The 22,728-nt window shown below is 72.1% G+C and carries 18 protein-coding genes and 1 pseudogene; 4 read left to right on the top strand and 15 right to left on the bottom strand.

Annotated elements, in window-relative coordinates:
- A partial coding sequence (locus ABD211_RS28670; RefSeq protein WP_486336267.1) for a ferric reductase-like transmembrane domain-containing protein occupies positions 1-698 on the bottom strand: 698 nt, incomplete at its 3' end.
- A gap of 256 nt (positions 699-954) precedes the next feature.
- Here ABD211_RS28670 and ABD211_RS28675 point away from each other — a divergent pair.
- A complete protein-coding gene (locus ABD211_RS28675) occupies positions 955-2,199 on the top strand; it encodes a Rieske 2Fe-2S domain-containing protein (protein ID WP_344138576.1) in 1,245 nt (414 codons plus the stop codon).
- Here the strand turns inward: ABD211_RS28675 and ABD211_RS28680 are convergent.
- From ABD211_RS28680 to ABD211_RS28725, 10 genes are all read right to left on the bottom strand, one after another.
- Positions 2,196-3,176 carry an ABC transporter permease gene (locus ABD211_RS28680; protein WP_344138578.1) on the bottom strand — a complete coding sequence of 327 codons (981 nt, stop codon included), beginning with the start codon at positions 3,174-3,176 and terminating at the stop codon, positions 2,196-2,198. The genes ABD211_RS28675 and ABD211_RS28680 overlap by 4 nt on opposite strands.
- Complete coding sequence (locus ABD211_RS28685; RefSeq protein WP_344138580.1) at positions 3,173-4,138, bottom strand: ABC transporter ATP-binding protein; 966 nt, start codon at positions 4,136-4,138, stop codon at positions 3,173-3,175. The genes ABD211_RS28680 and ABD211_RS28685 overlap by 4 nt, the downstream gene beginning before the upstream one ends.
- A 22-nt stretch (positions 4,139-4,160) precedes the next feature.
- The gene (locus ABD211_RS28690) at positions 4,161-4,706 is read right to left on the bottom strand and encodes a hypothetical protein (protein WP_344138582.1); all 546 of its coding nucleotides are present in this window, start codon (positions 4,704-4,706) and stop codon (positions 4,161-4,163) included.
- An 85-nt stretch (positions 4,707-4,791) separates the two neighbouring features.
- Positions 4,792-5,631: a GNAT family N-acetyltransferase gene (locus ABD211_RS28695; RefSeq protein WP_344138584.1), complete on the bottom strand. Its 840-nt coding sequence runs from the start codon at positions 5,629-5,631 to the stop codon at positions 4,792-4,794.
- Between the two features lie 5 nt (positions 5,632-5,636).
- A complete protein-coding gene (locus tag ABD211_RS28700; RefSeq protein WP_344138586.1) occupies positions 5,637-6,944 on the bottom strand; it encodes an MFS transporter in 1,308 nt (435 codons plus the stop codon).
- Between the two features lie 176 nt (positions 6,945-7,120).
- Positions 7,121-8,299: a flavodoxin-dependent (E)-4-hydroxy-3-methylbut-2-enyl-diphosphate synthase gene (ispG, locus tag ABD211_RS28705; protein WP_344138588.1), complete on the bottom strand. Its 1,179-nt coding sequence runs from the start codon at positions 8,297-8,299 to the stop codon at positions 7,121-7,123.
- A 5-nt stretch (positions 8,300-8,304) separates the two neighbouring features.
- Positions 8,305-9,552 carry a M50 family metallopeptidase gene (locus tag ABD211_RS28710; RefSeq protein WP_344138590.1) on the bottom strand — a complete coding sequence of 416 codons (1,248 nt, stop codon included), beginning with the start codon at positions 9,550-9,552 and terminating at the stop codon, positions 8,305-8,307.
- On the bottom strand, positions 9,552-10,742 hold the full coding sequence (gene dxr, locus ABD211_RS28715) for a 1-deoxy-D-xylulose-5-phosphate reductoisomerase (protein WP_344138609.1): 1,191 nt from the start codon (positions 10,740-10,742) through the stop codon (positions 9,552-9,554). The genes ABD211_RS28710 and dxr overlap by 1 nt, the downstream gene beginning before the upstream one ends.
- A 323-nt stretch (positions 10,743-11,065) precedes the next feature.
- Positions 11,066-11,581 carry a GNAT family N-acetyltransferase gene (locus ABD211_RS28720; RefSeq protein WP_344138592.1) on the bottom strand — a complete coding sequence of 172 codons (516 nt, stop codon included), beginning with the start codon at positions 11,579-11,581 and terminating at the stop codon, positions 11,066-11,068.
- Positions 11,578-13,773 carry an MMPL family transporter gene (locus ABD211_RS28725; protein ID WP_344138594.1) on the bottom strand — a complete coding sequence of 732 codons (2,196 nt, stop codon included), beginning with the start codon at positions 13,771-13,773 and terminating at the stop codon, positions 11,578-11,580. Before ABD211_RS28725 ends, ABD211_RS28720 begins: the two co-directional genes overlap by 4 nt.
- A gap of 80 nt (positions 13,774-13,853) precedes the next feature.
- Between ABD211_RS28725 and ABD211_RS28730 the strand changes: the two genes are divergently transcribed.
- Entirely contained in the window at positions 13,854-15,461 is a 1,608-nt protein-coding gene (locus tag ABD211_RS28730) for a phytoene desaturase family protein (protein WP_344138596.1), read from the top strand.
- A 178-nt stretch (positions 15,462-15,639) separates the two neighbouring features.
- Complete coding sequence (locus ABD211_RS28735) at positions 15,640-16,752, top strand: hypothetical protein (RefSeq protein WP_344138598.1); 1,113 nt, start codon at positions 15,640-15,642, stop codon at positions 16,750-16,752.
- Positions 16,753-16,761: 9 nt separating this feature from the next.
- On the opposite strand, the gene ABD211_RS28740 is transcribed toward ABD211_RS28735, so the two are convergent.
- A complete protein-coding gene (locus ABD211_RS28740) occupies positions 16,762-18,381 on the bottom strand; it encodes a Rieske 2Fe-2S domain-containing protein (protein WP_344138600.1) in 1,620 nt (539 codons plus the stop codon).
- Positions 18,382-18,512: 131 nt separating this feature from the next.
- Between ABD211_RS28740 and ABD211_RS28745 the strand changes: the two genes are divergently transcribed.
- Positions 18,513-18,737 (top strand): DUF2631 domain-containing protein, encoded by a 225-nt coding sequence (locus tag ABD211_RS28745; protein ID WP_344138602.1) that lies wholly within the window; start codon positions 18,513-18,515, stop codon positions 18,735-18,737.
- Between the two features lie 1,520 nt (positions 18,738-20,257).
- On the opposite strand, the pseudogene ABD211_RS33980 reads toward ABD211_RS28745, so the two are convergent.
- The 3 genes and pseudogenes from ABD211_RS33980 to ABD211_RS28760 form a co-directional block, all read right to left on the bottom strand.
- A pseudogene (locus ABD211_RS33980) lies at positions 20,258-20,522 on the bottom strand (DivIVA domain-containing protein); the annotation flags it as partial.
- On the bottom strand, positions 20,515-21,744 hold the full coding sequence (rlmN, locus tag ABD211_RS28755; RefSeq protein WP_344138606.1) for a dual-specificity RNA methyltransferase RlmN: 1,230 nt from the start codon (positions 21,742-21,744) through the stop codon (positions 20,515-20,517). The gene rlmN and the pseudogene ABD211_RS33980, both read right to left, overlap by 8 nt.
- A 58-nt stretch (positions 21,745-21,802) precedes the next feature.
- Positions 21,803-22,728: phosphatidate cytidylyltransferase (locus ABD211_RS28760; RefSeq protein ID WP_344138608.1), on the bottom strand; the 926-nt coding region annotated here is incomplete at its 5' end.

Consider the following 22,728-nt stretch of genomic DNA (forward strand, 5'->3'; position numbering starts at 1 on the left):
GGGCGGACCCCGGCCGCGTGCGCCCCGCCGCCGGACCGCGTCGGCGCGGCGGGCACGCTCGCCTTGAGCAGGGCGCCCGTGCCCGTGGACGTCAGCGCCCGGGTGCGCCGGCGCTGCCGCTCCACGAGCCGCACCACGACCGTGGCCGCGCACAGGAAGCCACACACGAGGTAACTCACCGTGACCCAGGTGGCGGGGTGGCGGCCGGCCGTGAGTCCGTGCCAGGCCGAGAAGAACCAGCACGCGTACGCCATCGAGTGCAGCACCCGCCACCGCACCGGGCGGCCCGTCCCCGCGAACCAGCCGCGCGCCACGCCGGTCACGACGATGAAGAGCAGCAGGTACGCCGAGAGGCTGCCGAGCCCGACCGCGACGACGTGGCCGGACTGCCAGGTCAGGGCGTGGGTGGGGACGACCGCCTGGCCGGGTGACACCTCGTCGGCGACGACCTTGATGACGATGTGGAGGGCCAGCGCGCCGACCGCGGCCGTGGACGCGGCCCGGTGCACGGTCTGCATCCGCAGCCGCTGCGTCGGGCCCAGCGGCCCGTGCAACGCCGCCACCAGGCCCGCGACGACCGCGCCGGTGAGGGCGAGCAGCGCCAGCACCCCGGCGTACCTGTCAGCCAACGCGTAGGCCTCGTCGGCCAGCGGAACCGTCAGCCCGCGCGGCGCGATGATCAGAATGCCCAGTAACACGCAGGTCGCCCCGACACCGATGGCGAACGCGCGTCCCGTCCGTCTCCCGGCCAACACGTCTCCCTCATCCGGTCCGTGCGGCCCGCTTGGCGCGAGTGGCTGCCGACGGACTCCGATCGGGCCGGGGACGGTTGACCGCCCGGCTACATCGACGTCATCCGTACGATAGCGACCGCTCCGTCTCACGGCTACCGCTACGGAGCGTCAACCGGGCCCGCGAAACGACGACGTAACGACGCGGAGTGACCATGGACGCGTGACAGCCGGGTGGATCGACCTGATCGCCGGGGCGGAGGTCACCACGACGCCCCGTCAGGTCATCGTGGACGGTCGTCCGGTCATGGTCGTCCGGCTCACCGGGGACGGGCCGCCGGTGGTCTTCGCCGACCGGTGCCCGCACCGGCTCGTGCCCCTCGCGGCCGGCGACGTCGCGGGCGGGCGGCTGCGCTGCGCGTACCACGGGTGGGAATTCGGGGCCGACGGGTCGTGCCTGGAAATTCCATCGCTCGGCCCACAGGCGACCGTGCCGCCGCGCGCCTCGCTTCACGCGGTGCGGTGCCTGGAGGACGCCGGCAGGGTGCGGGTCCACGCCGAGGACCTCGCCGCGCTGCCGCCGGAGCCCGCGGCGGCGGTCGGCGGCGCGGGCGTTCTGACGAACGAGGACCCGGCGCTGGCGCGGGCCTGGCACCCGGTCGCGTTCGCCACCGAACTCGGCTCCCCCGCCGGGCCGACGCGGGTCACGCTGCTCGGTCGCCAGTGGACGGTGTGGCGCGACGTCGCCACGCTGCGCGCCGACCCGGTCCCGTACGGGCTCACGGTGCGCTGGGGCCTGGTGTGGCTCGCGCCGGCCGAGCCGCTCGTGCCGCTGTTCACCGAGCCCGACGTCGAGGACGGCGCCTTCGTCGGCGCGTGGCTGCGGCCCGCGTCCACACCCGCGCCCGCGGGGTTCGTGGCCGACAACTTCCTCGACGTGGCGCACTTCCCGTTCGTGCACGCCGGGACGTTCGGCGCGGGCGAGGAGAAGGTCGTCGAGCCGTACGACGTGGTCCTCGAGCCGGACGGGTTCCGCAGCACGCAGACGCAGTGGTTCGACAACCCCGAGGATCCGGGCGTCGCGGCCGGCCTGCGGCCGCTGCGCCAACGACGACGGGCCACCTACGTCTACCGCGCACCGTTCCAGCTGCTGCTGCGGCTGGAGGAGCTGGACGCCGGGGCGGTCAAGACGATCCTGTTCGTCATGCGTCCGGAGTCGCTGACCAGCACCGTCGTCTACACCAAGATGCTGCTGCGCGACATCGGCGGCGAGCCGCTGCCGGGCGCGGCGACGGTCGCCAGCGAGGTGGCCTACGAGGAGCGCGTCGTCGGCGAGGACCTGGCCCTGCAGGCGCGGTTGGACCTCACCGGCCTGCCCCTGGTGCTCCGCGACGAACTGCATGTGCGCGCGGACCGCCTCGGCGTCGCGTTGCGCCGCGCGCTGCTCGCGTTCGTCGGGGCCGCCTAGGCGATCCGCACCCCGCGCGGCACTGAGGTCGCGGGCGCCCGCAGGCGGCGGATCGTGATCAGCACGGAGCCGACGCCGAGCACCAGGTTGGCGGCCAACCCGTACGGCCACACGAGCGGCGCGTCGTAGGGGTCCTCGTCCGCCGGCTGCCGCGACGAGCGGATCGAGGACTGCAGGTCCTTGAGCGGGTCCTGGTTGTACGCGTCGCGGGGCGGCTCGGGCGCGACCGGCGACGCGTCGAGGAGGACGACGAACGGATTCGGCGCCAGCACCCACCAGATGTTGTCGCTCGGCGACGTGGTCGTGTAGCTGCCCTGGCCCTCGGGGAGCACGACTGTGCGCTCCTGGGTGAACGCGGCGCCCATCAGGCCGTACACGATGAGGGTGCCGATGCAGAGGGCGAACACCGACGCGTAGGCCAGCATCGTCGAGGTGATGCCCCGCACGACGAGGACCGACAGCGCCTGCGCCACCGCGCACACGACGCCGAGCAGGACGGCCATGATGAGGTAGACGATGGGGATGCGCCACGCGCCGACGCCGCCGTAGACGAGCGGCCACAGCGCGAAGGGGAACGTCAGCGCGAGCGCCGCGACGCCCACGCCCCAGCCGGCGAGGAGCTTGCCGACGGCGATCTCGGCGGGCCGCAGCCGGGTGACCTGCAGGACGGCGAGCGTGCCGCGCTCCCGGTCGCCGTTGATGCTCTGCGCCGTCAGCGCGGGCGACACGACCATGATGAGGCTGAACACGACAATGATCAGGATGGTGAACAGCGCCGGCCCGATCGAGGGCGGCGGCGGGGGGTTCTCGAAGTCGTTGTAGTGGACGTCGTTGGTCGCCTCCAGCGCCAGGGTCACCAGCAGCGTGAAGATGCCGACCACGACCACCCAGCTGGCCAGCAGCCACCGCCACCGCCCGGTGCGCAGCCGCGTCCGAATCTCCTGCCGCGCAACGAGCAGTACAGCCCGGGCACTCATCGGCGCTCCTTGTTCAGGGCCAGGTAGGCCGCCTCCAGCTGGCCGCCGATCGGGCCGAACGCGACGACCGGGACGTCGTCGCCGACCAGTGCCGCGAGCAGCGCGGCGGCGTCGGTCTCCGACATGGGCGGCAGGTCGCTGCCCGCCGCCGAGGTGGCCAACGGCGCGACGCCGCGCGCCGTGAGGGCCGCCGTCAGGGCCGCGTCGTCGAGCGCCCGGACCCGCCAGCCGCTCACCACGAACCGGGCCACGCCGGCGATCTCGTCCTCCTCCACCGTGCGGCCCTCGGCGACGAACACCACCCGGTCGGCGAGCTCCTCCAGCTCGGACAGGATGTGGCTGGACACCAGCACGGCCACGCCGCTGGCGGCCAGCTCGCGCAGCAGGTCGCGCAGCTCGGCGCGGGAGCGCGGGTCGAGCCCGGCCGCCGGCTCGTCGAGCAGCAGCACCCTCGGCTCGTGCACCATCGCCCGGGCCAGGCCCAACCGCTGCTTCTGGCCCCGCGACAGCACGTGCACCGGCTGGTCGGCATGCTCGGCCAGGTGCACGCGGGCCAACAGCCCGGTCACCCGCCCGGCCACGGCCGCCGGATCGATCCGGTACGCCTCGGCGAAGAAGGTCAGGTACTCCCGGGGGGTCAGCTGCTCGTAGACGCCGAGGGCGTCCGGCATCCAGCCCATCCGGGCGCGCACGCCGTCCGGGTCGGTGGCCGGGTCGAGCCCGGCCACCCGCACCTCGCCCGACGTGGGCGTGAGCAGCGTGGCGAGGATCAGCAGCAGCGTCGTCTTGCCGGCCCCGTTGGGCCCGACGAGCGCCGTGATCTGACCGTACGGCGCGGAGAGGTCGATGCCGCGCAACGCCTCCGCCGACCCGAACCGGCGGGTGACGCCCCGCACCACGATCCCGGCCGCGTCACCCGCGACGGGATCCACTACAACGTCGTTGCCGGCCTCCTCGGACACGCCCGGAGCGTACCGGCAACCGTCAAGGCGTGTCCCGCAACGGAACAGCCACCCCGCGCGAGGGCGCCACGTTGCGCCGCCCGGCGTGCGTCTGCGCCGTCGAGACCTGCTTCTCCATCCTGCGCATCAGCATGCCCGCCTGGTGGGCGCACGCGCCGACCGCGGCCGGCACGACCGGCAGCACCCAGTTCGCCACGAACCCGTCCGCCGCGAGGTTCGCGATCGCGACCGCCGCGGCCGCCATGCCGACGCCCTCGACGACGGCGCGCCACACCGCGCGCCCCGAGTGGGCCACCGCCGCCCGCCCGGCCGCGCGCCCGTCCACGTCCGGGAAGCCGGCCAGCGCGTGCGCGTCGCGGCGGCCCAGATTCAGGCCCGCCAGCAGCGCCGTGACCGACGTGCCGACCGTGGTGGCGGCCAGGACGCTGCGGGTCACGAGGTAGACGAGGGCGAACGCGCCCGCCCCTGAACCGAGCGCGATAAGCGCCCGACGGTACTCCCGGGTGTCGCCGGGGTACCAGTAGTACTTCGTCGTACTGTCCCCGATCTGTTTGACGATCAGCCCCATGCCGGCCCCTTCCGCGATGGCCGAACCGATCGTCACACGAGGCGAATACGCCGCGCGGCGAGATGCGCAACCTACTGACGAGTCCTTAAAGCAGGACAGTCGCGAACGTGCCCGCCTGGCGGAACCCGCACCGGGCGTAGACCTGCCGGGCGGCGAAGTTGTAGTCGTTGACGTAGAGGCTCACGCTCGGCGCGACGCGACGCAGCGCGTCCTCGACGACGGCCGCCATCCCGGCCGTGGCGAGCCCCTGCCCGCGCAGCTCCGGCGCCACCCAGACGCCCTGCACCTGGGCGGTGTGCCGGGTCACCACGGCCAGCTCGGCCTTGAACAGGACACGGCCGTTCACAATCCGGGCGTACGCCCGACGGCCGCGGATCAGCTCGGTCACGCGTTCGCGGTAGTCGCGTTCGCCGCCGCCGAGCAGCGGCGACACCCCGACCTCCTCGGTGTACATGGCCACCGACGCCGGGAAGAGCACATCGATCTCCTCCGGGCGCACGAGGCGTACTCCCGGATCGGGGGTGACCGACGACGGCGCGCTCGTCGCGAGCAGCGGCTGGCACGCGCGGACCTCGCGCGCCGGGCCCCACGAGTTCTCCAGCCGGCGCCACAGCTCCAGCACCGCGTCGGCGTCGCCGACGAGCGAGGAGCAGGTGCGCGGGGAGCGGCGGGCCAGGTCGGCGAAGGCCGCCACGGCCGCGGGGTTGGCCCGCACGGGGATCAGGTTGGCGCCGAGCCAGCACAGCGACTCGAGCTGCCGGCGCGAGCCGTAGCCGAAGATGCGGGCGTCGCCGCGCCACCAACCGATGCCGCCGGAGGCGATGCGCTCGGCGACCTGCGCGGCGGCATACGGCTCCTCGTCGAGCAGCCGCTCCACCACCGCGCGGTCGGTCTCACCAACCCGGCGCGCCGCCACCGTCAACATATTCATTAGCCTGCCAGAACTGAACGGCTTTCAGGAGCCGAAGGCTCCTTGGCGTTGATTTCAGGAGCCGAAGGCTCCCCCGGCCCGGTCTCGGCGCGCTCCACCATACGGCGCCGCGCCCAGGCCACCACCGGCGGGACCGCCGCGCCGGTGACGGCGAACAGCAGGCCCAGCAACACCCAGCCCAGCCGCCCGAGACCGAGCACGACGGTGGTCAGCAGCAGCGGCGCGGCCAGGTGCCCGAGCTGGAAGCCCATCGAGTACGCCCCCTGGTACTGCCCCTGCGCGTGGGCCGGGGCGAGGCCGAAGGAGATGCCCCACCCGGCCGCCGACTGCCGCAACTCCCCGAGTACGTGCACGAAGCTCCCCACGGCGAGCAACGCGATCGCGGTGCCCGTGGAGACGCCGGCCGACCCGGCGTAGAACAGGCACGCGGCCCCGATGAGCAGGCTGCCGATCCGGGAGGCCCGGGCGGCCGCCGCGAGTTCCTCGGTGCCCCGGGAGGCGCGCACCTGCAGCAGCACCACCATCGTCGTGTTGATGAGCAGCGCCACGGCCACCATCCAGGCCGGCGCGGCGGTCTGGGTGACGATCCACAGCGGCAGCGCGATCTCCAGTACGTCGAAGTGGATCGAGATGATCCCGTCGAGCAGCGTGCAGGCCAGGAACGGGCGGTCGCGCAGCGCCACGAGGCGCGGGGCGCCGGGCTCGTGCGGCACCGGCGGCACGTGCGGCAGCCGCGCGCACAGGGCCGCCGCGATCAGGTAGGTGAGCCCGTCGGCGGCGATGAGCGTCAGGTACCCGGCACGGGTGTCCACGGCGAGCCCGACGCCCGCGCCGACGGCGCCGAGCGACATGCCCAGGTTGGTGGTGGCGCGCAGGTAGGCGCGCGTGCGTACCCGCTGGTCGGCCGGGATCGCGCCGGCGATCATCGCGCCACGCCCGCCGCGCGACCCGGCGTCGGCGACCGCGGTGAGCACGGCCACCACGAGGTACGCCGGGAAGGACCGCACGACGAGCAACGAGGCGGCGCACGCGGCCTGGGCGAGGAGGAACCCGGCCTGCATGCCGCGCGGGCCGAGCCGGTCCGCGAGGTAACCCAGCGGAGCGCTGGCGACGAGGTTGACGAGCGCGGCGGCGGTGAGCGCGACGCCGATCTGCCCGAACGACATCCCGATGATCTTGTGCAGGTAGAGCGCGCTGACCGTCCCCCACAGCCCGTTGCCGAGCGTGTTGACGAACGTCGCGGACGCCAGGGTGCGCGCGACGCCGTGATCAGGCAGGAGGCGGGAGGCAAGGGTCTTGGTCGTCATCGTGAACGAACTTAACAGTACGACCGTACGGTTTCGCAACCGGGTTTCCTGGTTTCGGCCCATGCACGGCTACGAGATGATCCAGGAGGATCCTCGCGGACGGGAGCTGACCCACAGCCGGGCTGGGGCGGGTTGGGGCCACATAGCGACCCTTGTTCGCCACAGCCCGCGGGCGGTTAGTGAACGGTGACGACCGGGCCGGCCAGGTCGCGGAGCTCCTCCGGGAGGTCCACGCCCATCTCGTCGGCCAGGCGGAGGGCCTCCTCGACCAGGGTGTCGACGATCTGCGATTCAGGGACGGTCTTGATGACCTCGCCCTTGACGAAGATCTGGCCCTTCCCGTTACCCGAGGCCACCCCCAGGTCGGCCTCGCGGGCCTCGCCCGGGCCGTTGACGACGCAGCCCATGACGGCGACGCGCAGCGGGGCGGGGAAGCCCTCCAGCGCGGCGGTCACCTGCTCGGCGAGCGTGTAGACGTCCACCTGGGCCCGCCCGCACGACGGGCAGGAGACGATCTCCAAGCCCCGCTCGCGCAACCCCAACGATTCCAGGATGGCGTTGCCGACCTTGACCTCCTCGACCGGCGGGGCGGACAGCGACACGCGGATGGTGTCGCCGATGCCCTCGGCCAGGAGCGCGCCGAACGCCACCGACGACTTGATCGTGCCCTGGAACGCGGGCCCCGCCTCGGTAACCCCCAGGTGGAGCGGGTAGTCGCACGCCAGCGCCAGCTGCCGGTACGCCTGGATCATCACGACCGGGTCGTTGTGCTTGACCGAGATCTTGATGTCGCGGAAGCCGTGCTCCTCGAACAGCGAGCACTCCCACAGCGCCGACTCGACCAGCGCCTCGGGTGTGGCCTTGCCGTACTTCTGCAGCAGGCGCTTGTCCAGGGATCCCGCGTTCACCCCGATCCGGATCGGCACCCCGGCGTCGGAGGCCGCCTTCGCGATCTCGCCGACCTTGTCGTCGAACTGCCGAATATTTCCCGGGTTCACCCGGACCGCCGCACAGCCGGCGTCGATCGCGGCGAACACGTACTTCGGCTGGAAGTGGATGTCGGCGATCACCGGGATCTGCGACTTCTTCGCGATCGCCGGCAGCGCCTCGACGTCGTCCTGCGACGGCACGGCGACCCGTACGATCTGGCAGCCCGACGCGGTGAGCTGCGCGATCTGCTGCAGCGTCGCGTTGACGTCGGCGGTCAGGGTGGTCGTCATCGACTGCACCGAGACCGGCGCGCCGCCACCGACCGGCACCGAGCCGACCATGATCCGGCGGCTCTTGCGGCGCGGGGCCAACGACTCCCCGGGCAGGCTGTGGACGGTCGGCATTCCGAGACTGATCGCGGTCACGCTGCTCACCTTGGGAAGAGGGTCACGGGATTGACGATGTCGGCGCCCACCGTCAGGAGGGTGATCGCGCCGAAGACAAGGATGACGGCGTAGGTCAACGGCATCAACTTCATGTAATTGACCCGACCCGGATCCGGCCGCTTGAAGAGCCGGTAGATCCAGGAGCGCACCTTCTCGAACCAGATGACCGCCAGGTGGCCGCCGTCGAGCGGCAGCAGCGGCAGCAGGTTGAAGATGCCGACGAAGAAGTTGAAGCCGATGAACAGGCCCCAGAACATGCTCCACAGGCCGTGCTCGACGGCCTCGCCGCCCAGCCGGCTCACGCCGACGACGCTGACCGGGGTGTCCGGGTCGCGCTCGCCGCCCGTGATCGCGGTCCACAGCTTCGGGACCTTCTCGGGGAACTTCTTGAGCGCGGTGAACGTGCCGGTGAACAGGTCGCCGGTGCGGTCGACGGTGACGCCGACGGCGTCCACGGGGCCGTACGTGACGTTCGCGGGAATGGTCGCCACGCCGCTGATGCCGATCGCGGAGGCCGGACGCACCGCGCCTTCGGAGCCGTCGTCCTTGAGCTCCGCGCGCTGGACCGCGGCCGGCCTGACGATCATCACGAGCGGCGCGCCGGCCCGGTCGACGCTGATCTTCGCCGCCGTCCCGGCGGGGAGCGCCTGGATCGTCTTGACGGCGTCCTCCCAGGTGCTGATGGGGGTGCCGTTCACGGCCGTGATCCGGTCGCCGGTCTCGAAGCCTGCCGCGGCCGCGGGGCTCGACGGGTCCGAAGCCAGGCACCCGTGACGGTTCTCGTCGACGACGGCACACGCCTCGACCTTGACCACGGCGGGCTGGGACAGGTTGCCCTTCGGCAGCGCCGGGTTCGGCATGCCGTAGGTCATCGCCATGAGCCAGATGCCGACCACAGCGAGGATCATGTGCGTCGCGGAGCCGGCGACCAGCACGATCGTGCGCTGCCAGACGGGCCGGCGCCACATGGCGCGGTGCTCGTCCTCGGGCGCGACGTCCTCATCGTGCGGCGTCATCCCGACGATCTTGACGTAGCCGCCGAGCGGGATGCCCTTGAGTCCGTACTCCGTCTCGCCGCGCCGGAACGACCACAGCTTCGGGCCGAAGCCCGCGAAGTACTCTGTGACCTTCATCCCGAACGCCTTGGCCGTGAGCATGTGCCCGGCCTCGTGCAGACACACCGAGACGAAGATTGTCAGGGCAAACGCCACAATGCCCGCCACCTGCAGCACTACCGGGCTCCTTCCGGGGCCGCGACCAGCTCGCGCGCCCGCTCCCGTGCCCACGTCTCGGCCGCGAGCACCTCCTCGACGGTACCTGGTTCGTCGAAGTCCGGGGCCTGCGCGAGGACCCGTTCCACCGTCTCGACGATGGCCAGGAACGGCAGCCGCCCCGCTGTGAAAGCGGCCACACACTCCTCGTTGGCCGCGTTGAAGATCGCCGGCCGGCACTTCCCGGCCTCGCCGGCGCGCTTGGCCAGCTCCACCGCCGGGAACGCCTCGTTGTCCAGCGGCCGCAGCTCCCAGGTGTGCGCGAGCGTCCAGTCGACCGGCGCCGCGGCGTCGGGCACCCGGTCCGGCCAGCCGAGCGCGAGCGCGATCGGCAGCCGCATGTCCGGCGGGCTGCACTGCGCCATCGTCGACCCGTCCGTGAACTCCACCAGCGAGTGGATCACCGACTGCGGGTGCACCATGACCTCGATCCGGTCATACGGGACGCCGTACAGCTCGTGCGCCTCGATGACCTCAAGCCCTTTGTTCATGAGCGTCGCCGAGTTGATCGTGACGACCGGCCCCATGTCCCACGTCGGGTGCTTGAGCGCCTCCTCGACGGTGACCTCGGCCAACTCCTCGCGCCGTCGCCCCCGGAACGCCCCGCCACTGGCGGTCAGGATCATTCTTCGGACTTCGTTGTCGGTGCCGGCGCGCAGGCACTGGGAGAGCGCCGAATGCTCCGAATCGACGGGCACGATCTGCCCGGCGCGCTGGGTGGCCGCTCTCACAAGCGGGCCGCCGGCCACGAGCGACTCCTTGTTGGCCAACGCCAGAGTACGTCCGGAAGCCAGCGCCGCCAGCGTGGGCGCGAGCCCGAGCGACCCCACGACGCCGTTGAGCACCACGTCGCACGGCCACGCGGCCAGCTCGGTCATGGCCTGCGGCCCCGCGAGGATCTTCGGGATCCGGAACCCGCCCTTCGCGTACCCGCGCCTGGACGCCTCGGCGTAGAACGCCAGCTGCAGATCCTGCGCGGTCGACGCCCGGGCCACCCCGACGACCTCGACGCCGAGCTCCAACGCCTGCGCGGCGAGCAACTCGACCTGTCCCCCGCCCGCCCCGATCCCGACCACCCGGAACCGGTCCGGATTGCGCCGGACGATGTCGATGGCCTGCGTGCCGATCGACCCGGTGGACCCCAGCAGCACGATCTCGCGGACACTCACGCCGCCATTCTTACCTACCGAGGTGAAGATCCTGTGCGGACGCCCACCCACCCTCCGCCACCTCCCGCCCGCCCCACCGAGGCACGACGTGGCCCGTTGACGAGCGACGCGCCCACCCCCCGAAGCGCGCACCTGCCGGCGACACGGCACGCCCACCCCGCCAGATGCTCACAGTTGGCGAGACGGAGGGCGTCCAACCCCGCCACATGTGAACATCTGGCGGATCGCGGCGCCCGGCACTCGCCAGAAGCGCACATGTGGCGGGCGGGCGCTGGAGGCCGCGCAGCGTGGACGGGTCCGGCGGGTCAGGGGGTGGGGGCGTCCAGGCGGAAGGCCTCCAGGTCGACGCCGTACCAGCGGTTGGTGCGGCCCAGGGGCGTCATGCCCAGGCGGTGGCAGACCGCGAGCGACCGGGTGTTGTCCGGGCGGACCACCGCGTAGATGTGCGGGAGTCCGGCCAGGAAGCCGCGCAGGATCGCGCCGCGGGCCGCTTCGGTGGCGTAGCCGTTGCCCCACGAGTCGGGGTGGAAGTGCCACCCGACCTCGATCTCCTCCGGGTTGTCGGGCAGCGGGACGAGCAGGACCGTACCCGCGATCACGCCGGTCTCGCGCACCACGACGGCCCAGACGCCGTAGATCCCGTCGGCGCGCGCGGCCCAGCGGTCCACGACCCCGGCCGCCTCGTCGATCGACGCGAGCGCCCGGGGTGTCGCGCCGAGCCAGCCCGCGACGTCCCAGCGGGAGTACGTGTCGAACAGGCGGGCGTGGTCGGCGTGCCCCCACCGACGCATGTCGAGCCGCTCGGTACGGAAGACGATCATGACCGGGTACGCGCCCCCGGACGGGGACGGGCGCCCGCACGCTGCTTCGGGACGGCCGGCGTCTCGGCCTCGCTGATGCCGTAGCGGCGGTAGACGCCGGCGAGCGGGCCGGGCGCCCACCAGTTCCAGTCGCCGAGCAGCCGCATGAGCGCGGGGACGAGCAGCGTACGGACCAGGGCGGCGTCGACCGCGACGGCCACGACCGTGCCGATGCCCAGCATCTTGATCGTGGCGGCACCGCCGGTGGCGAAGCCGGCGACGACGATGATGAGCAGCAGCGCGGCGGCCGTGATGATGCCGCCGGTGCGCTGCAGGCCGCGGGCCACCGACAGGCGGTTGTCGCCGGTGGCGTCCCACTCCTCGCGGACCCGCGACAGCAGGAACACCTCGTAGTCGGTCGACAGGCCGAACAGCAGGGCGAGCATGAGGATGAGGTTGGTGGGTTCCAGGTAGCCGGTGGGCGTGAAGCCCAGCAGGTCCGCGAGGTGGCCGTCCTGGAAGATCCACACGACGACCCCGAACGACGCGCCGATCGAGATCACGTTCATGAGGATGGCCTTGAGCGGCAGGATCAGCGAGCCGAAGGCCAGGAACAGCAGCATGAACGTGGCCACCATGACGTACAGGCCCATCCACGGCAGCCGGTCGCCGAGGCTGGCGAGCTGGTCGGCGTCGTACGTGGGGCGGCCGGTCACGGACGAAGTCGCGCCGGGCGGCGGGGCGACGGCCCGCAGCGCCAGGGCGGTCTCGCGGGCCTGCTCGCTGCTCGCCTCGGCGGTCAGCTTGACGGCGATGAGCGTGTTCCGGTCGTCGGACTTCACGATCATCGAGGTGGCCACGCCGGGCACGGCCCGGATCCGGTCGAAGAACGACGTCACGTCGGCGGCCGACGCGTGGTTCTCCAGCACCACGAGCACGGGGGCCACGTTCGCGTTCGGGAACTCGGTGATCAGGCGCTCGGCGACGTTGCGCGACGGCGTGCCCTCGGGCAGGGTGCGCTCGTCGAAGCCGCCGAACTTCGCCCTCGAGAACGGCAGCGCGAGCAGCACCAGGATCACGACAACGAACAGGGCGTAGCGGACCGGCTTGTTCATGACGCTGCGCGCCAGGCGGGCCCAGCCGCCGTCGTCACTCTTCGAGGAGGCGCCAACCCGCAGACGCGGCAGGGGTACCCGTACCAGATCGATTCTGGGGCCGAGGACGGCCAGCAGCGCGGGCAGGGCGGTGAGTGCCGCGAGCATCGCGACGGCCACGGCGGCCATGCCGCCGTAGGCCATGGAGCGCAGGAAGCCCAGCGGGAAGGCGACCAGGCCGGACAGGGCGAGGGTGACGACGAGGCCGGAGACGGCGACCGTGCGGCCGGCGGTCGCGAGGGTGCGCTCGACCGCCTCGGCGGTGGTGCGGCCGGCGGCGAGCTCCTCGCGGAACCTGCTGACCACGAACAGGGCGTAGTCGATGCCCATGCCCAGGCCGATCATCGTGATCACGTTGACGGCGAAGACCGACACGTCGGTGAAGTTGGTGAGCACCCGCGTGACGGTGAGCGCGCCGAGGATCGAGACGACGCCGACGAGGATCGGCGTCAGCGCCGCGATGAGACCCCGGAAGATCAGAATCATGAGTACGAACAGGATGGGCAGCGAGATGACCTCGGCGCGGGTGACGTCGTTCTCGACCTGCTCGTTGGCGTCGCGGACGAACGGCACGAGGCCGCCCACCTCGTGCTCCAGACCCTGGACCGCCAGCAGCGGCTCGATCCGCGCCAGGGCCTCGGCCTGCGCGTCGGGGTCGGACGGGGTGGCCTTGAGCCGGATCGACACGCCGAGCGAGTGCCAGTCGGGCGCCACGAGCGCCTGGCCGACGGGCTCGTAGGGCGAGTTCACGTTCGCGACCTCGGGCCGCGCCCGCAGCGTCGTGACCAGGTCGGTGATGGGCTTCTGGAAGCCGTCCTGGTCGACGGTGAGGGTCGAGGACCGGTAGAGGACCAGCACGTCGGTGTCCTGCCGGCCCCACAGCGCCACGATGCGTTCCTGGGCCTTCGCCGACGGGCTGTTGGTGTCGTTGAAGCCGCCACCGGTCAGCGAGCCGAACACCGCCGCGCCCCAGGTGGCGCCGACCCCGATCAACGCGACCGTCGCGACCAGCACCGCCCAGCGGAACCGGACGACGCACCGCCCCCACCACGCGAACATGTACTTCCTCCCGATCGTGACCGGTCCAACTGTAGGGTCTGACCCCGCGGGCGCCAGCAGTCCGTCTACGCTGACCGGCTATGACGACCCAAAGCCCTGGTCAGCTGCCTCCCAGCGCCGATGTGGTGATCGTCGGCTCGGGCCACAACGGCCTGGTGTCGGCCATCCTGCTGGCCCGCGCCGGACTTTCCGTGGTCGTCCTGGAGGCGTCTGACATCATCGGCGGGGCCACCCGCACCGAGCGACCCTTCCCGAAAGTTCCGGGTCTCGGGCACTCCACCGGGTCGTACCTGCTGGGGCTCATGCCGCCCGAGCTCGTGCGGACGCTGGGCGTGACGCTGCCGACGCTGCGGCGCGACCCGCACTACTTCCTGCCGACGCCCGGGCCGGTCGGGTCGCCGTACCTGCTCTTCGGCACGGACCGGTCGGCGACGCGGGACCAGCTGGAACGGTTCTTCTCCCCGCAGGACATCGCGGCGGACGACGCGATGCAGGCCGAACTCGCCGCGCTGCGCGACGATCTCGCGCCGGCGTGGCTCGCGGAGCCGTTGCCGGTCGAGGAAACCGCGTCGCGCTATGTGCGGCCCGCGCTGCAGGGCGCGTTCGTGGACCTCGTCCGCGGCTCGGTCGCGGACTACCTGGCGCGCTTCGACTTCCGGTCCGAGCTGCTCGTCTCGATGTACGCCGTCACCGACGGGCTGTCCGGGCTCAACGCCGGCCCGGACGACCCGGGCACCGGGCACAACTTCCTGGTCCACAACATGTGCCGGCTGCCCGGCGCCGACGGCACCTGGATGATCGTGCGCGGCGGCATGGGGGTGGTGTCGGCGACGTTCGCCGACGCGGCCCGCGCGGCGGGAGCTTCGATCTTCCCGGGTACGCCCGTGGTGTCGGTGAGCGTGTCCGACGGGGCGGTCACGGGCGTCGTCACGGCGTCGGGTGCGCAGATCCGCGCCTCCGTCGTGCTGGGCGCGTGCGACCCGTACGCGCTGATGCGCCTCGTGCCGGCCGGGGCCCTGCCGGCCGAGCTGCCGGCGCGGATGGCGCAGGTGCGGCGCACCGGCACGACGCTCAAGGTGAACCTGGCGCTGCGGGACCTGCCGCGGTTCTCCTGCCTGCCGGAGGGGGCGCGCAGCCCGTTCGGGTCGACGGTGCACCTGCTGCCCGGCTCTGCTTCCCTATTGGAATCATCGGCCGGCTCGCCGATGGCGGAGCTGCGGGCCATGTGGGCCGACGTGCAGGCCGGTCGCCTGCCGGCCGAGCCGACCATCGAGTGGTACGTGCACACGACCGTCGACCCGTCGCTGAGCGACCCCGACGGGCACCACTCGTCGGCGCTGTTCGTGCAGTCCGTGCCGTACTCGCCGGCGGAGGGAACGTGGGACGACCTGCTGCCGTCGTACGTGACCCGGCTGCTCGGCATCTGCGACCGGTACGCGCCGGGGACCGGTGACCTGGTCGCGGACGCCATGCCGCTCACGCCGCCCGGCGTGGAGGCCCACTTCGGCATCACGGGCGGGCACATCCACCACGTCGACAACACGGCGTCGTTCACCGACCGGATGCCGTACGCGACGGGTTTGGACGGCCTCTACGCGGGCAGCGCGGGCTGCCACCCGGCCGGCTCGGTCATCGGCGCCGCCGGACACAACGCCGCCCGCCGCATCCTGGCCGACCTCGGCCGCTGACCCTTTTCGGGCCGGTTACGGGCGCGCGTGGCGGCGCGCCGGGTCGGGCGTGGCGGCGCGCCGGTGCTCAGCGTGAGCCGGTCGGACTGCCCGCCGTCGGCGATAACCTCGTCCTTGATCACCCCGTTTGTCGCTTTGGTGCCTGTTACCTGTCCAAGCGGCACCGAAAGGAGTGGTCATGGTCAACCCTGAGGTGGGGCGCCGAGCGCGCCACATTGTCCTGCTGGTGGCGGCTTGGGGCCTGCTCATGCCCGGCTCGGGCGACCCGCGCATGCCGGGCGGCATCGCCCGCGCCAACGCCGCCGTGCCCGCCGTCCCGACTCCCGGGGTGAACACCGCCGGGCTCGCCGTACTCATCGGGAACGAGCTCATCCGGCCCGACGGGACCCGACGGGCGCTCGACCTGCCCAGTGGCACGACCGCGGCCGCCGCGGCCCAGGTGCCGGGTGGCTGGGTCGTGGAGGCCCAGACCGAGCGGCAGCGCACCCTGCACTTCTACGGCGCCACGGGCGCCGGCCGCCGGATCGGCTACGTGCGCGGCATCTGGGACCTCACGCCCGACGGCCGCACGCTCGTCGCCGTCGGCCTGACGGCCACGCCGAGCACCGCGGCCGTCAACCCGGTCGTGTCCGCGCACGAGCTGCCGACGCTGCGGCTGAAGGCCCAGCAGCGCTTCGCGGGCGGCCACGGGCCGCTCATCATCGGGACCAGCAACGACCGCGTGCTGCTGCGCCAGGCGCAGGCCACGCCGCAGACGACGCTGGCCGCGGTGTGGAACCTGCGCACCAACACGATGCAGACCTCTGCCACGTCCGCCTGGTTCTGGAGCCTCGGCGGCACCGCGACGGTGCTGCGCCGCGTCGACCGGCTCGACGCCAGCCGGCGGGTCGTGGGCTCGTGCGTCGACGCCGTCGACGCGGCGAGCGGCACCATCCCGCTCGGCAACACGGGCGTGTGCACGGCCGTGGCCCGTAACACGCACACCGGCATGCTCTCCCCCGACGGCCGGTGGGCGGCGATCGCGGTGTCGACGACGGCCGCCTCGCCGCCGGCGATCCAGCTCGTCAGCGTGGCCGACCTGCACGCCGGCCGGTGGCGGCCCGTCGCGCTCGGCACGGGCCGGTTCATCCAGTTCTGGGACAGCCCCAGCACGATGATCGTCGCGACGATCGCCGGCACGAATGTCACCCAGCAGCGGTGCGACACCGCCGCGCGGTGCACGACCCTGCGGCTCCCGCCGAACCAGGGCGAGCGGGCGCCCGTACTGGTGCCGCGCTTCGGCGCCCGCTGAGGCGTCGGGTCAGGAGCCGGTCCCGGGCGGTGCCGCCGGGGCCGGCTCTCCCGTGTGGTGGGCGCGCAGCTGGTGGCCCGTGCTGGTGAGGCAGCGGCCCGACGCCAGGTCGAACTTCCAGCCGTGCAGCTGGCAGGTCAGCGTGCCGTCGGCAACGATGCCGAACCGGGTCAGGTCCGCCTTCAGGTGCGGGCAGCGGCGCTGGACGTCCCAGCTCTGGCCGGTGGCCGGGTCGGTGAGCGTGATGTCCTCGGCGTCGACGGTGCGCTCGTGCTCGTCGTACCAGCCCTCGGCGTACTGCAGGCGCTCCTCGGACAGGCACTTGAAGAACGCGTAGACGAACTCGTTGTACTGCCCCACCCGGGCCGCCGAGAAGCGGCAGGACAGGAACAGCGAGTTCACCCAGTCGACCTCGCCGATGTGCAGCAGGTGCTCGACGAGGCGGCGCTCCATGCGGAAGCGGTAGCGCACCTTCTCGTCGACGTAGTGGCGCACCTGCTTGCCCGGGAAGTCCACCACGATCGACTCGATCACCGGGCCCGGCTCGCCGGCGGCCGTCGGGACGTCCAGCAGGTCCATACGGACCGGGCCGCCGACACCCTTGGCGAGGTAGACCGACTCGTCCAGCAACGGCTCGATGCGGGCCTTCATCTGCCCCAGCACGTCGACCTCGGGGTGTGACCAGGACGCCTTGAGGGCCTCGATCACCGGGCGCTGGCGCTGCGCGTACTCCTTGAGGTGCTGTTCCTTGTTGGCGAAGAACTCGTCCAGGTCAGCGACGGGGTGCCCGACCACGCAGTCGGTGGCCGTCACGTCGGCGGTGCTGCCCGGCAGGAGCACGACGCCGTTGGTGCCGCCGACCTTCGCGTACTCCGACAGGAAGACCGACTGGTCGGGGAAGATGTTGCCCTCGTCGCCGAAGATGTCGTTGAACTGCCACAGTTCCTCGTCGAGGAAGCACGGCGGGCCGGCGATCGGGAAGACGTGGGACGCCTTGAGGTCGTTGATGTAGCGCCAGGTGCGGTCGAACTGCCGCTCGCGCTTCTGCCTGCCGAACGCGGTCTTCGCGGCCTGCGGCAGCTCGTACACCATCGGGTACCAGATCGCGCCGGAGAACTGCAGCATGTGGGCGTGCACGTGGCCCAGCTCGGCGAAGATGTCCAGGTCCGTCGGGCGGGCGTCGTTCTGGTTGAGCAGCCGCACGCCGTCGTGCTCGACCCACAGCGACGAGTCGCCGATCGGGCCGTCCGTCGGGCTGGTCAGCGCCTGGATCATGACCTTGAGGCCGCCGTCGAGCTCGACGACCTCGTTGGTGACCGTGCGCAGGAAGCTGGTGAAACCCAGCTCGCGCAGCTCGTCCTCCAGCTCGCTCGTCGGGTACTCCGGGAGCAGGACCGTGGCCTTCTTGGTGACGAACCGCTTCAGGTGCTCGGCGTCGAAGTGGTCGCGGTGCAGGTGGCTCACGTACAGGTAGTCGCAGTTGCCGAGGTGCTCCCAGTCGAGCTGGGAGTTGTCGGGGAACGGGAACCATGAGGCGAAGTAGGCCGGATTGACCCACGGGTCGCACAGGATGCTTCCCGCGGCCGTGTCGATCCGCATGCTCGCGTGCCCCGTGCCAGTGATCCGCACCTTCGGCTCCCCTCCACTGTCCGCCTGTTCAGACGCTACCTGAGGCGCCACGGGCACTCCGTGGCGCGTGTGCGCAGCGCGGCGTGCCACACTAACGGGGACGCGGACGATCACCAGAAGGGACAGCCGCCGTGGCAGGCAACGAGCCGGTGACCTCACCCGACCAGCACAAGCCGACCAACGTGAAGCTCGCGCGCATCGGCGGCGTCGTCACGATCGCCATCCTGTTGGTCATGATGATCGGCAACCACACCGGCACGACCGAGGACGTCTGGCTGGTCGGCATCTCCGCCGTCCTGGCCCTCTTCATGATCGCCGACTGGCTGCTCCGCAAGAACGGCCTCAACGCCGACTGACGTACGGCAAAGGGCGGGTGCGCGCAGCGCACCCGCCCTTTCGCGTGTCAGGGTCTAGCGGATGAGGTCGCGGATCTGGCGCAGGGCCTGCTCCACCTCGGCCTCGAAGTAGCCGCCGGGCACCAGGCTGAACTGGTTGGGGTCCAGCTCCGACTCGGCGATCGGGGTGCCGGAGCGGCCCGACAGCGACGCGATGATGGCGTCGAAGAGCCGGTTGACCTGGCTCGCGTCGTAGCCGCTGCCGAAGCGGCGGGCGGTGAAGGCGCGCCGCATCTCGTCGATGCGCTGCGCCTCGGGGTTCATCGTGTCGACCGCGCCGGCGCCACCGTACGCGCCGTTGCCGTTGTAGGCGCCGTCGTAGCCGCTGTTGCCGTTCGGGTACGCCCCGTTGCCGCCGCCGTACGCGCCGTTGCCCGTGTAGCGGTTGTTGAAGTCGCTCGGCATGTGCATCTCGCCGGTCATGTCCGGGCGGCCGTGCCGGTTCGACATCGGGAAGTCCGGCCGGCCGGCGAACGAGTCCATGTCGGGGCGGCCGGCGAACGAGTCGTCGGGGCGACCCGCGAACGAGTCCATCCCCATCGGACGGCCCGCGAACGAGTCGTCGGGACGGCCCTGGAAGGACTCCAGGCCACCGGGGCGGCCGGCGAACGAGTCGTCGGGGCGGCCCTGGAACTGCTCCAGACCACCGGGACGGCCCGCGAACGAGTCGTAGTCGTGCCGCGAAGGCTCGTCGTAGTCGTGGCGAGACGCGGGCGGCGGCGCGTCGAACTCGCGACGCGGCGGCTGCTGCTCGAACTCACGCCGGGGCGGCTGCTGCTGGAACTCGCCGCTGCCGTACCCACCCGGGGTGAAGGCCGTGTCGTCGAAGCGCGGGAAGTTGTGCCCACCGCCGACGGCCGGCGACATCGGGACCTGCGGCATCGGCGGCGGCGTCATGCCGCCCACGGGGCCGCCCATCGGCGGCGGGCCGCCCGGCATGGGGCGCTGCGGCAGCGGCTGCTGCGACATCGGCTCACCGTAGGGCGGGCCGGAGATCGGGCCCATCATGCCCGGGGGAAGGGTGCGGTCCGGCGGGTACGGCCGGTCGCCGCCGATCGGGATGCCGCCGGTGCGCTCCGCGCCGTACGGCGGGCGGTCCATCGGCGGGCCGGACATGGGCTGCCCCGGCATCGGCTGGCCGGGCATGGGGTGGCCCTGCATCGGGTGGCCCTGCATGGGCGGGCCGGACATCGGCTGCCCGGGCATGGGCTGGCCGGGCATGGGCTGGCCGGGCATCATCGGGCCGCCGGCCATCGGCTGCCCGGCGAGCGGGCGGTCCATCGGGCCGTCCATCGGCGCGCCGTTGAGCGGGCGCTGCGGCAACGGGGAGCCCTGCATCTGTGCCATGGCGGGCGGCGGGCCGCCCATCGGGCCGCCCGGCAGGCTGGCGCCGACGGGGCGCATCGGCATGGGCTGCGCCATGCGCTGCTGCTCCTCGCGCAGTGCGGCGAACCGGTCCTCGCGCATGGGGGCCGGCCGCGAGTCGGCGGGGCGTGTGAAGCCGCCGCGCTCCTCCATGTCCGCGAGCTGCCGCTCCACGCGGTCGAGGTGCAGGTCGACCTGCCACTCGTCGTAACCGCCGAAGCGGACCCGGAAGACGACGTCGTGGACCTCACCGGCGGTAACCGGCGCGCCGATGGGGTCACCCGCCAGCGTCGCCTCTACGCGGTCGAGGAAGGAGTCCACCTCGTCGACCTTGTAGCCACGCCGGAGAGCGCGACGCCTAAACCGCTGACCCTCACTCACTGTGCCACCCTCCGTTCGCGACTGCGGTGCTGCCGCGCTCAGTCTTCGCGCTCACGGTGCTTGTAGAAGCTGCAAGCTGGCCACACGCGCCGTCAATTTCCCGGCCTCGGGTGTCCCGAACAGTAGTCGGAACTCCCGCGGCGCGCAGCCTCCGGACGAACTCCCGCTCCACCGGCTTGGGGCTCGCGTCCCACCGCGACCCCGGGGTGGGGTTCAACGGGATGAGGTTCACGTGCGCCAGCCGGTTGGCCAGGAGCTTGCCCAGGAGGTCAGCCCGCCACGGATGGTCGTTGACATTTTTGATCATTGCGTACTCGATGGATACGCGCCGGCCCGTACGCGCTGCGTAATCCCAGGCCGCATCCAAGACTTCGGCTACCTTCCAGCGTTGGTTCACCGGCACAAGCTCGTCGCGCAGATCATCATCTGGCGCGTGCAGCGAGACCGCAAGGGTCACGGAGAGATCCTCTTCCGTCAACCGTCGGATTGCCGGCACCAGCCCCACCGTGGAGACCGTGATGTGCCGTTGCGACAGGCCCAGACCCTCCGGCGGGGGCGCCGTGAGCCGACGGACCGCGTCGATGACCCGCGGGTAGTTGGCGAGCGGCTCGCCCATGCCCATGAAAACGACGTGCGACAGCCGGGCCGGCGAGTCGGTGAGGGCGCCCGAGGCCGCCATGCCCGCGAACCAGACGACCTGGTCGACGATCTCGGCGGTGCTGAGGTTGCGGGTGAGCCCCGCCTGACCCGTCGCGCAGAACGGACAGGCCATGCCGCACCCGGCCTGGGAGGACACGCAGACGGTCACCCGGTCCGGATAGCCCATGAGGACGCTCTCGACGAGGGAACCGTCGTGCAGCCGCCAGAGCGTCTTGCGGGTCGCCCCGTCGTCGGTCGACATCTCCCGCACGGGGGTCAGCAACCGCGGCATCATCGCCTCGGCCAGCCGGTCACGCGCGCCGGCGGGGATGTCGGTCATCGCCGCGGGGTCGCGCTCCAGCCGGTCGAAGTAGTGCGTGGAGAGCTGCGCGGCGCGGAAGCCCTTCTCCCCCAGCTCGGCGATCGCCGCCTTGCGCCCGGCCAGGTCGAGGTCCGCCAGATGCCGTGGCGGCATGGCCGCACGGTGACGCGCGGCAGCCGCCGGCTCGGCGGTCCCCCGGGCCAGCACGACGCCACTTTCCGGGGCGCGGCTGGAAATTTGGATCACGGGCAGGGTCGTCATGACCCCACCAGTGTCCCACGTCCGCCGAATAACGCATCCGGGCGTGGTGGACGCCCGCTCACGAGGCGGGCACCAACAGCAGGAACAGGACGTATGCCGTGGGCGCCGCGAAAAGGATCGAGTCAAGGCGGTCCATGAGTCCACCATGCCCCGGAAGCAGGTTGCTCATGTCCTTGATCTTCAGGTCGCGCTTCACCATCGACTCGGCGAGATCACCGAGTACGGCCGCCGCCGACACGCCCAGGCCGAACAGCGCGCCCTGCCACAGCTTCCCGTCGAACAGGAAGAACAGCAGCAGCGCGCAGCCCACCGAGGTAGCGACCAGCGAGCCGGCGAAGCCCTCCCATGACTTCTTCGGGCTGACCGACGGCGCCATCGGGTGCCTGCCGAAGAACACGCCGGCGATGTACCCACCGGTGTCCGACAGCACCACGGCCGCGAGCGCCACGATCACCCGCAGGTCGCCGTCCGGCGGCACCGCCAGGAGCACCGCGAAGCCCGCCAGGAAGGGCACATATACGGCGATAAGTGTGGCTGAGGTCACATCGCGCTCGTACCCGTTGGGCCCCTCGGCAAGCCGCCACACGAACACGGTGATGATCGTGATGATCAGGCCGAAGGTCAGCGCGTCCGCCCGACCCCACCAGGCCAGACCCGACATGAGTACGCCGCCCGCGAGCAGCGGGAACAGCGGCGGCTTGGCGCCCGACCCGGCGACGGCGCGCACCATCTCCCACACGCCCACGCTGACCGCGATGGCCACGAGGATGAGGAAGCCCGGGCGCCAGATGAACAGCGACACGATCACCGCGGCGCCGAGCCCGACCCCCACGCCGATCGCGGCCGGCAGGTTCCGGCCGGCCCGGCCGGACTTCGGGGCCGGCGCGGCGGCGCCCGCCGGCGCGGCCACGACGGATCCGCCCGCGCTTTCCAGCCCAGCCTCGTCCGGCCCGGTCGGGCCGTCGCCGGCCCGACCCGCACGGG

The sequence above is a fragment of the Luedemannella flava genome (genome assembly GCF_039528515.1).
GTDB lineage: Bacteria > Actinomycetota > Actinomycetes > Mycobacteriales > Micromonosporaceae > Luedemannella > Luedemannella flava.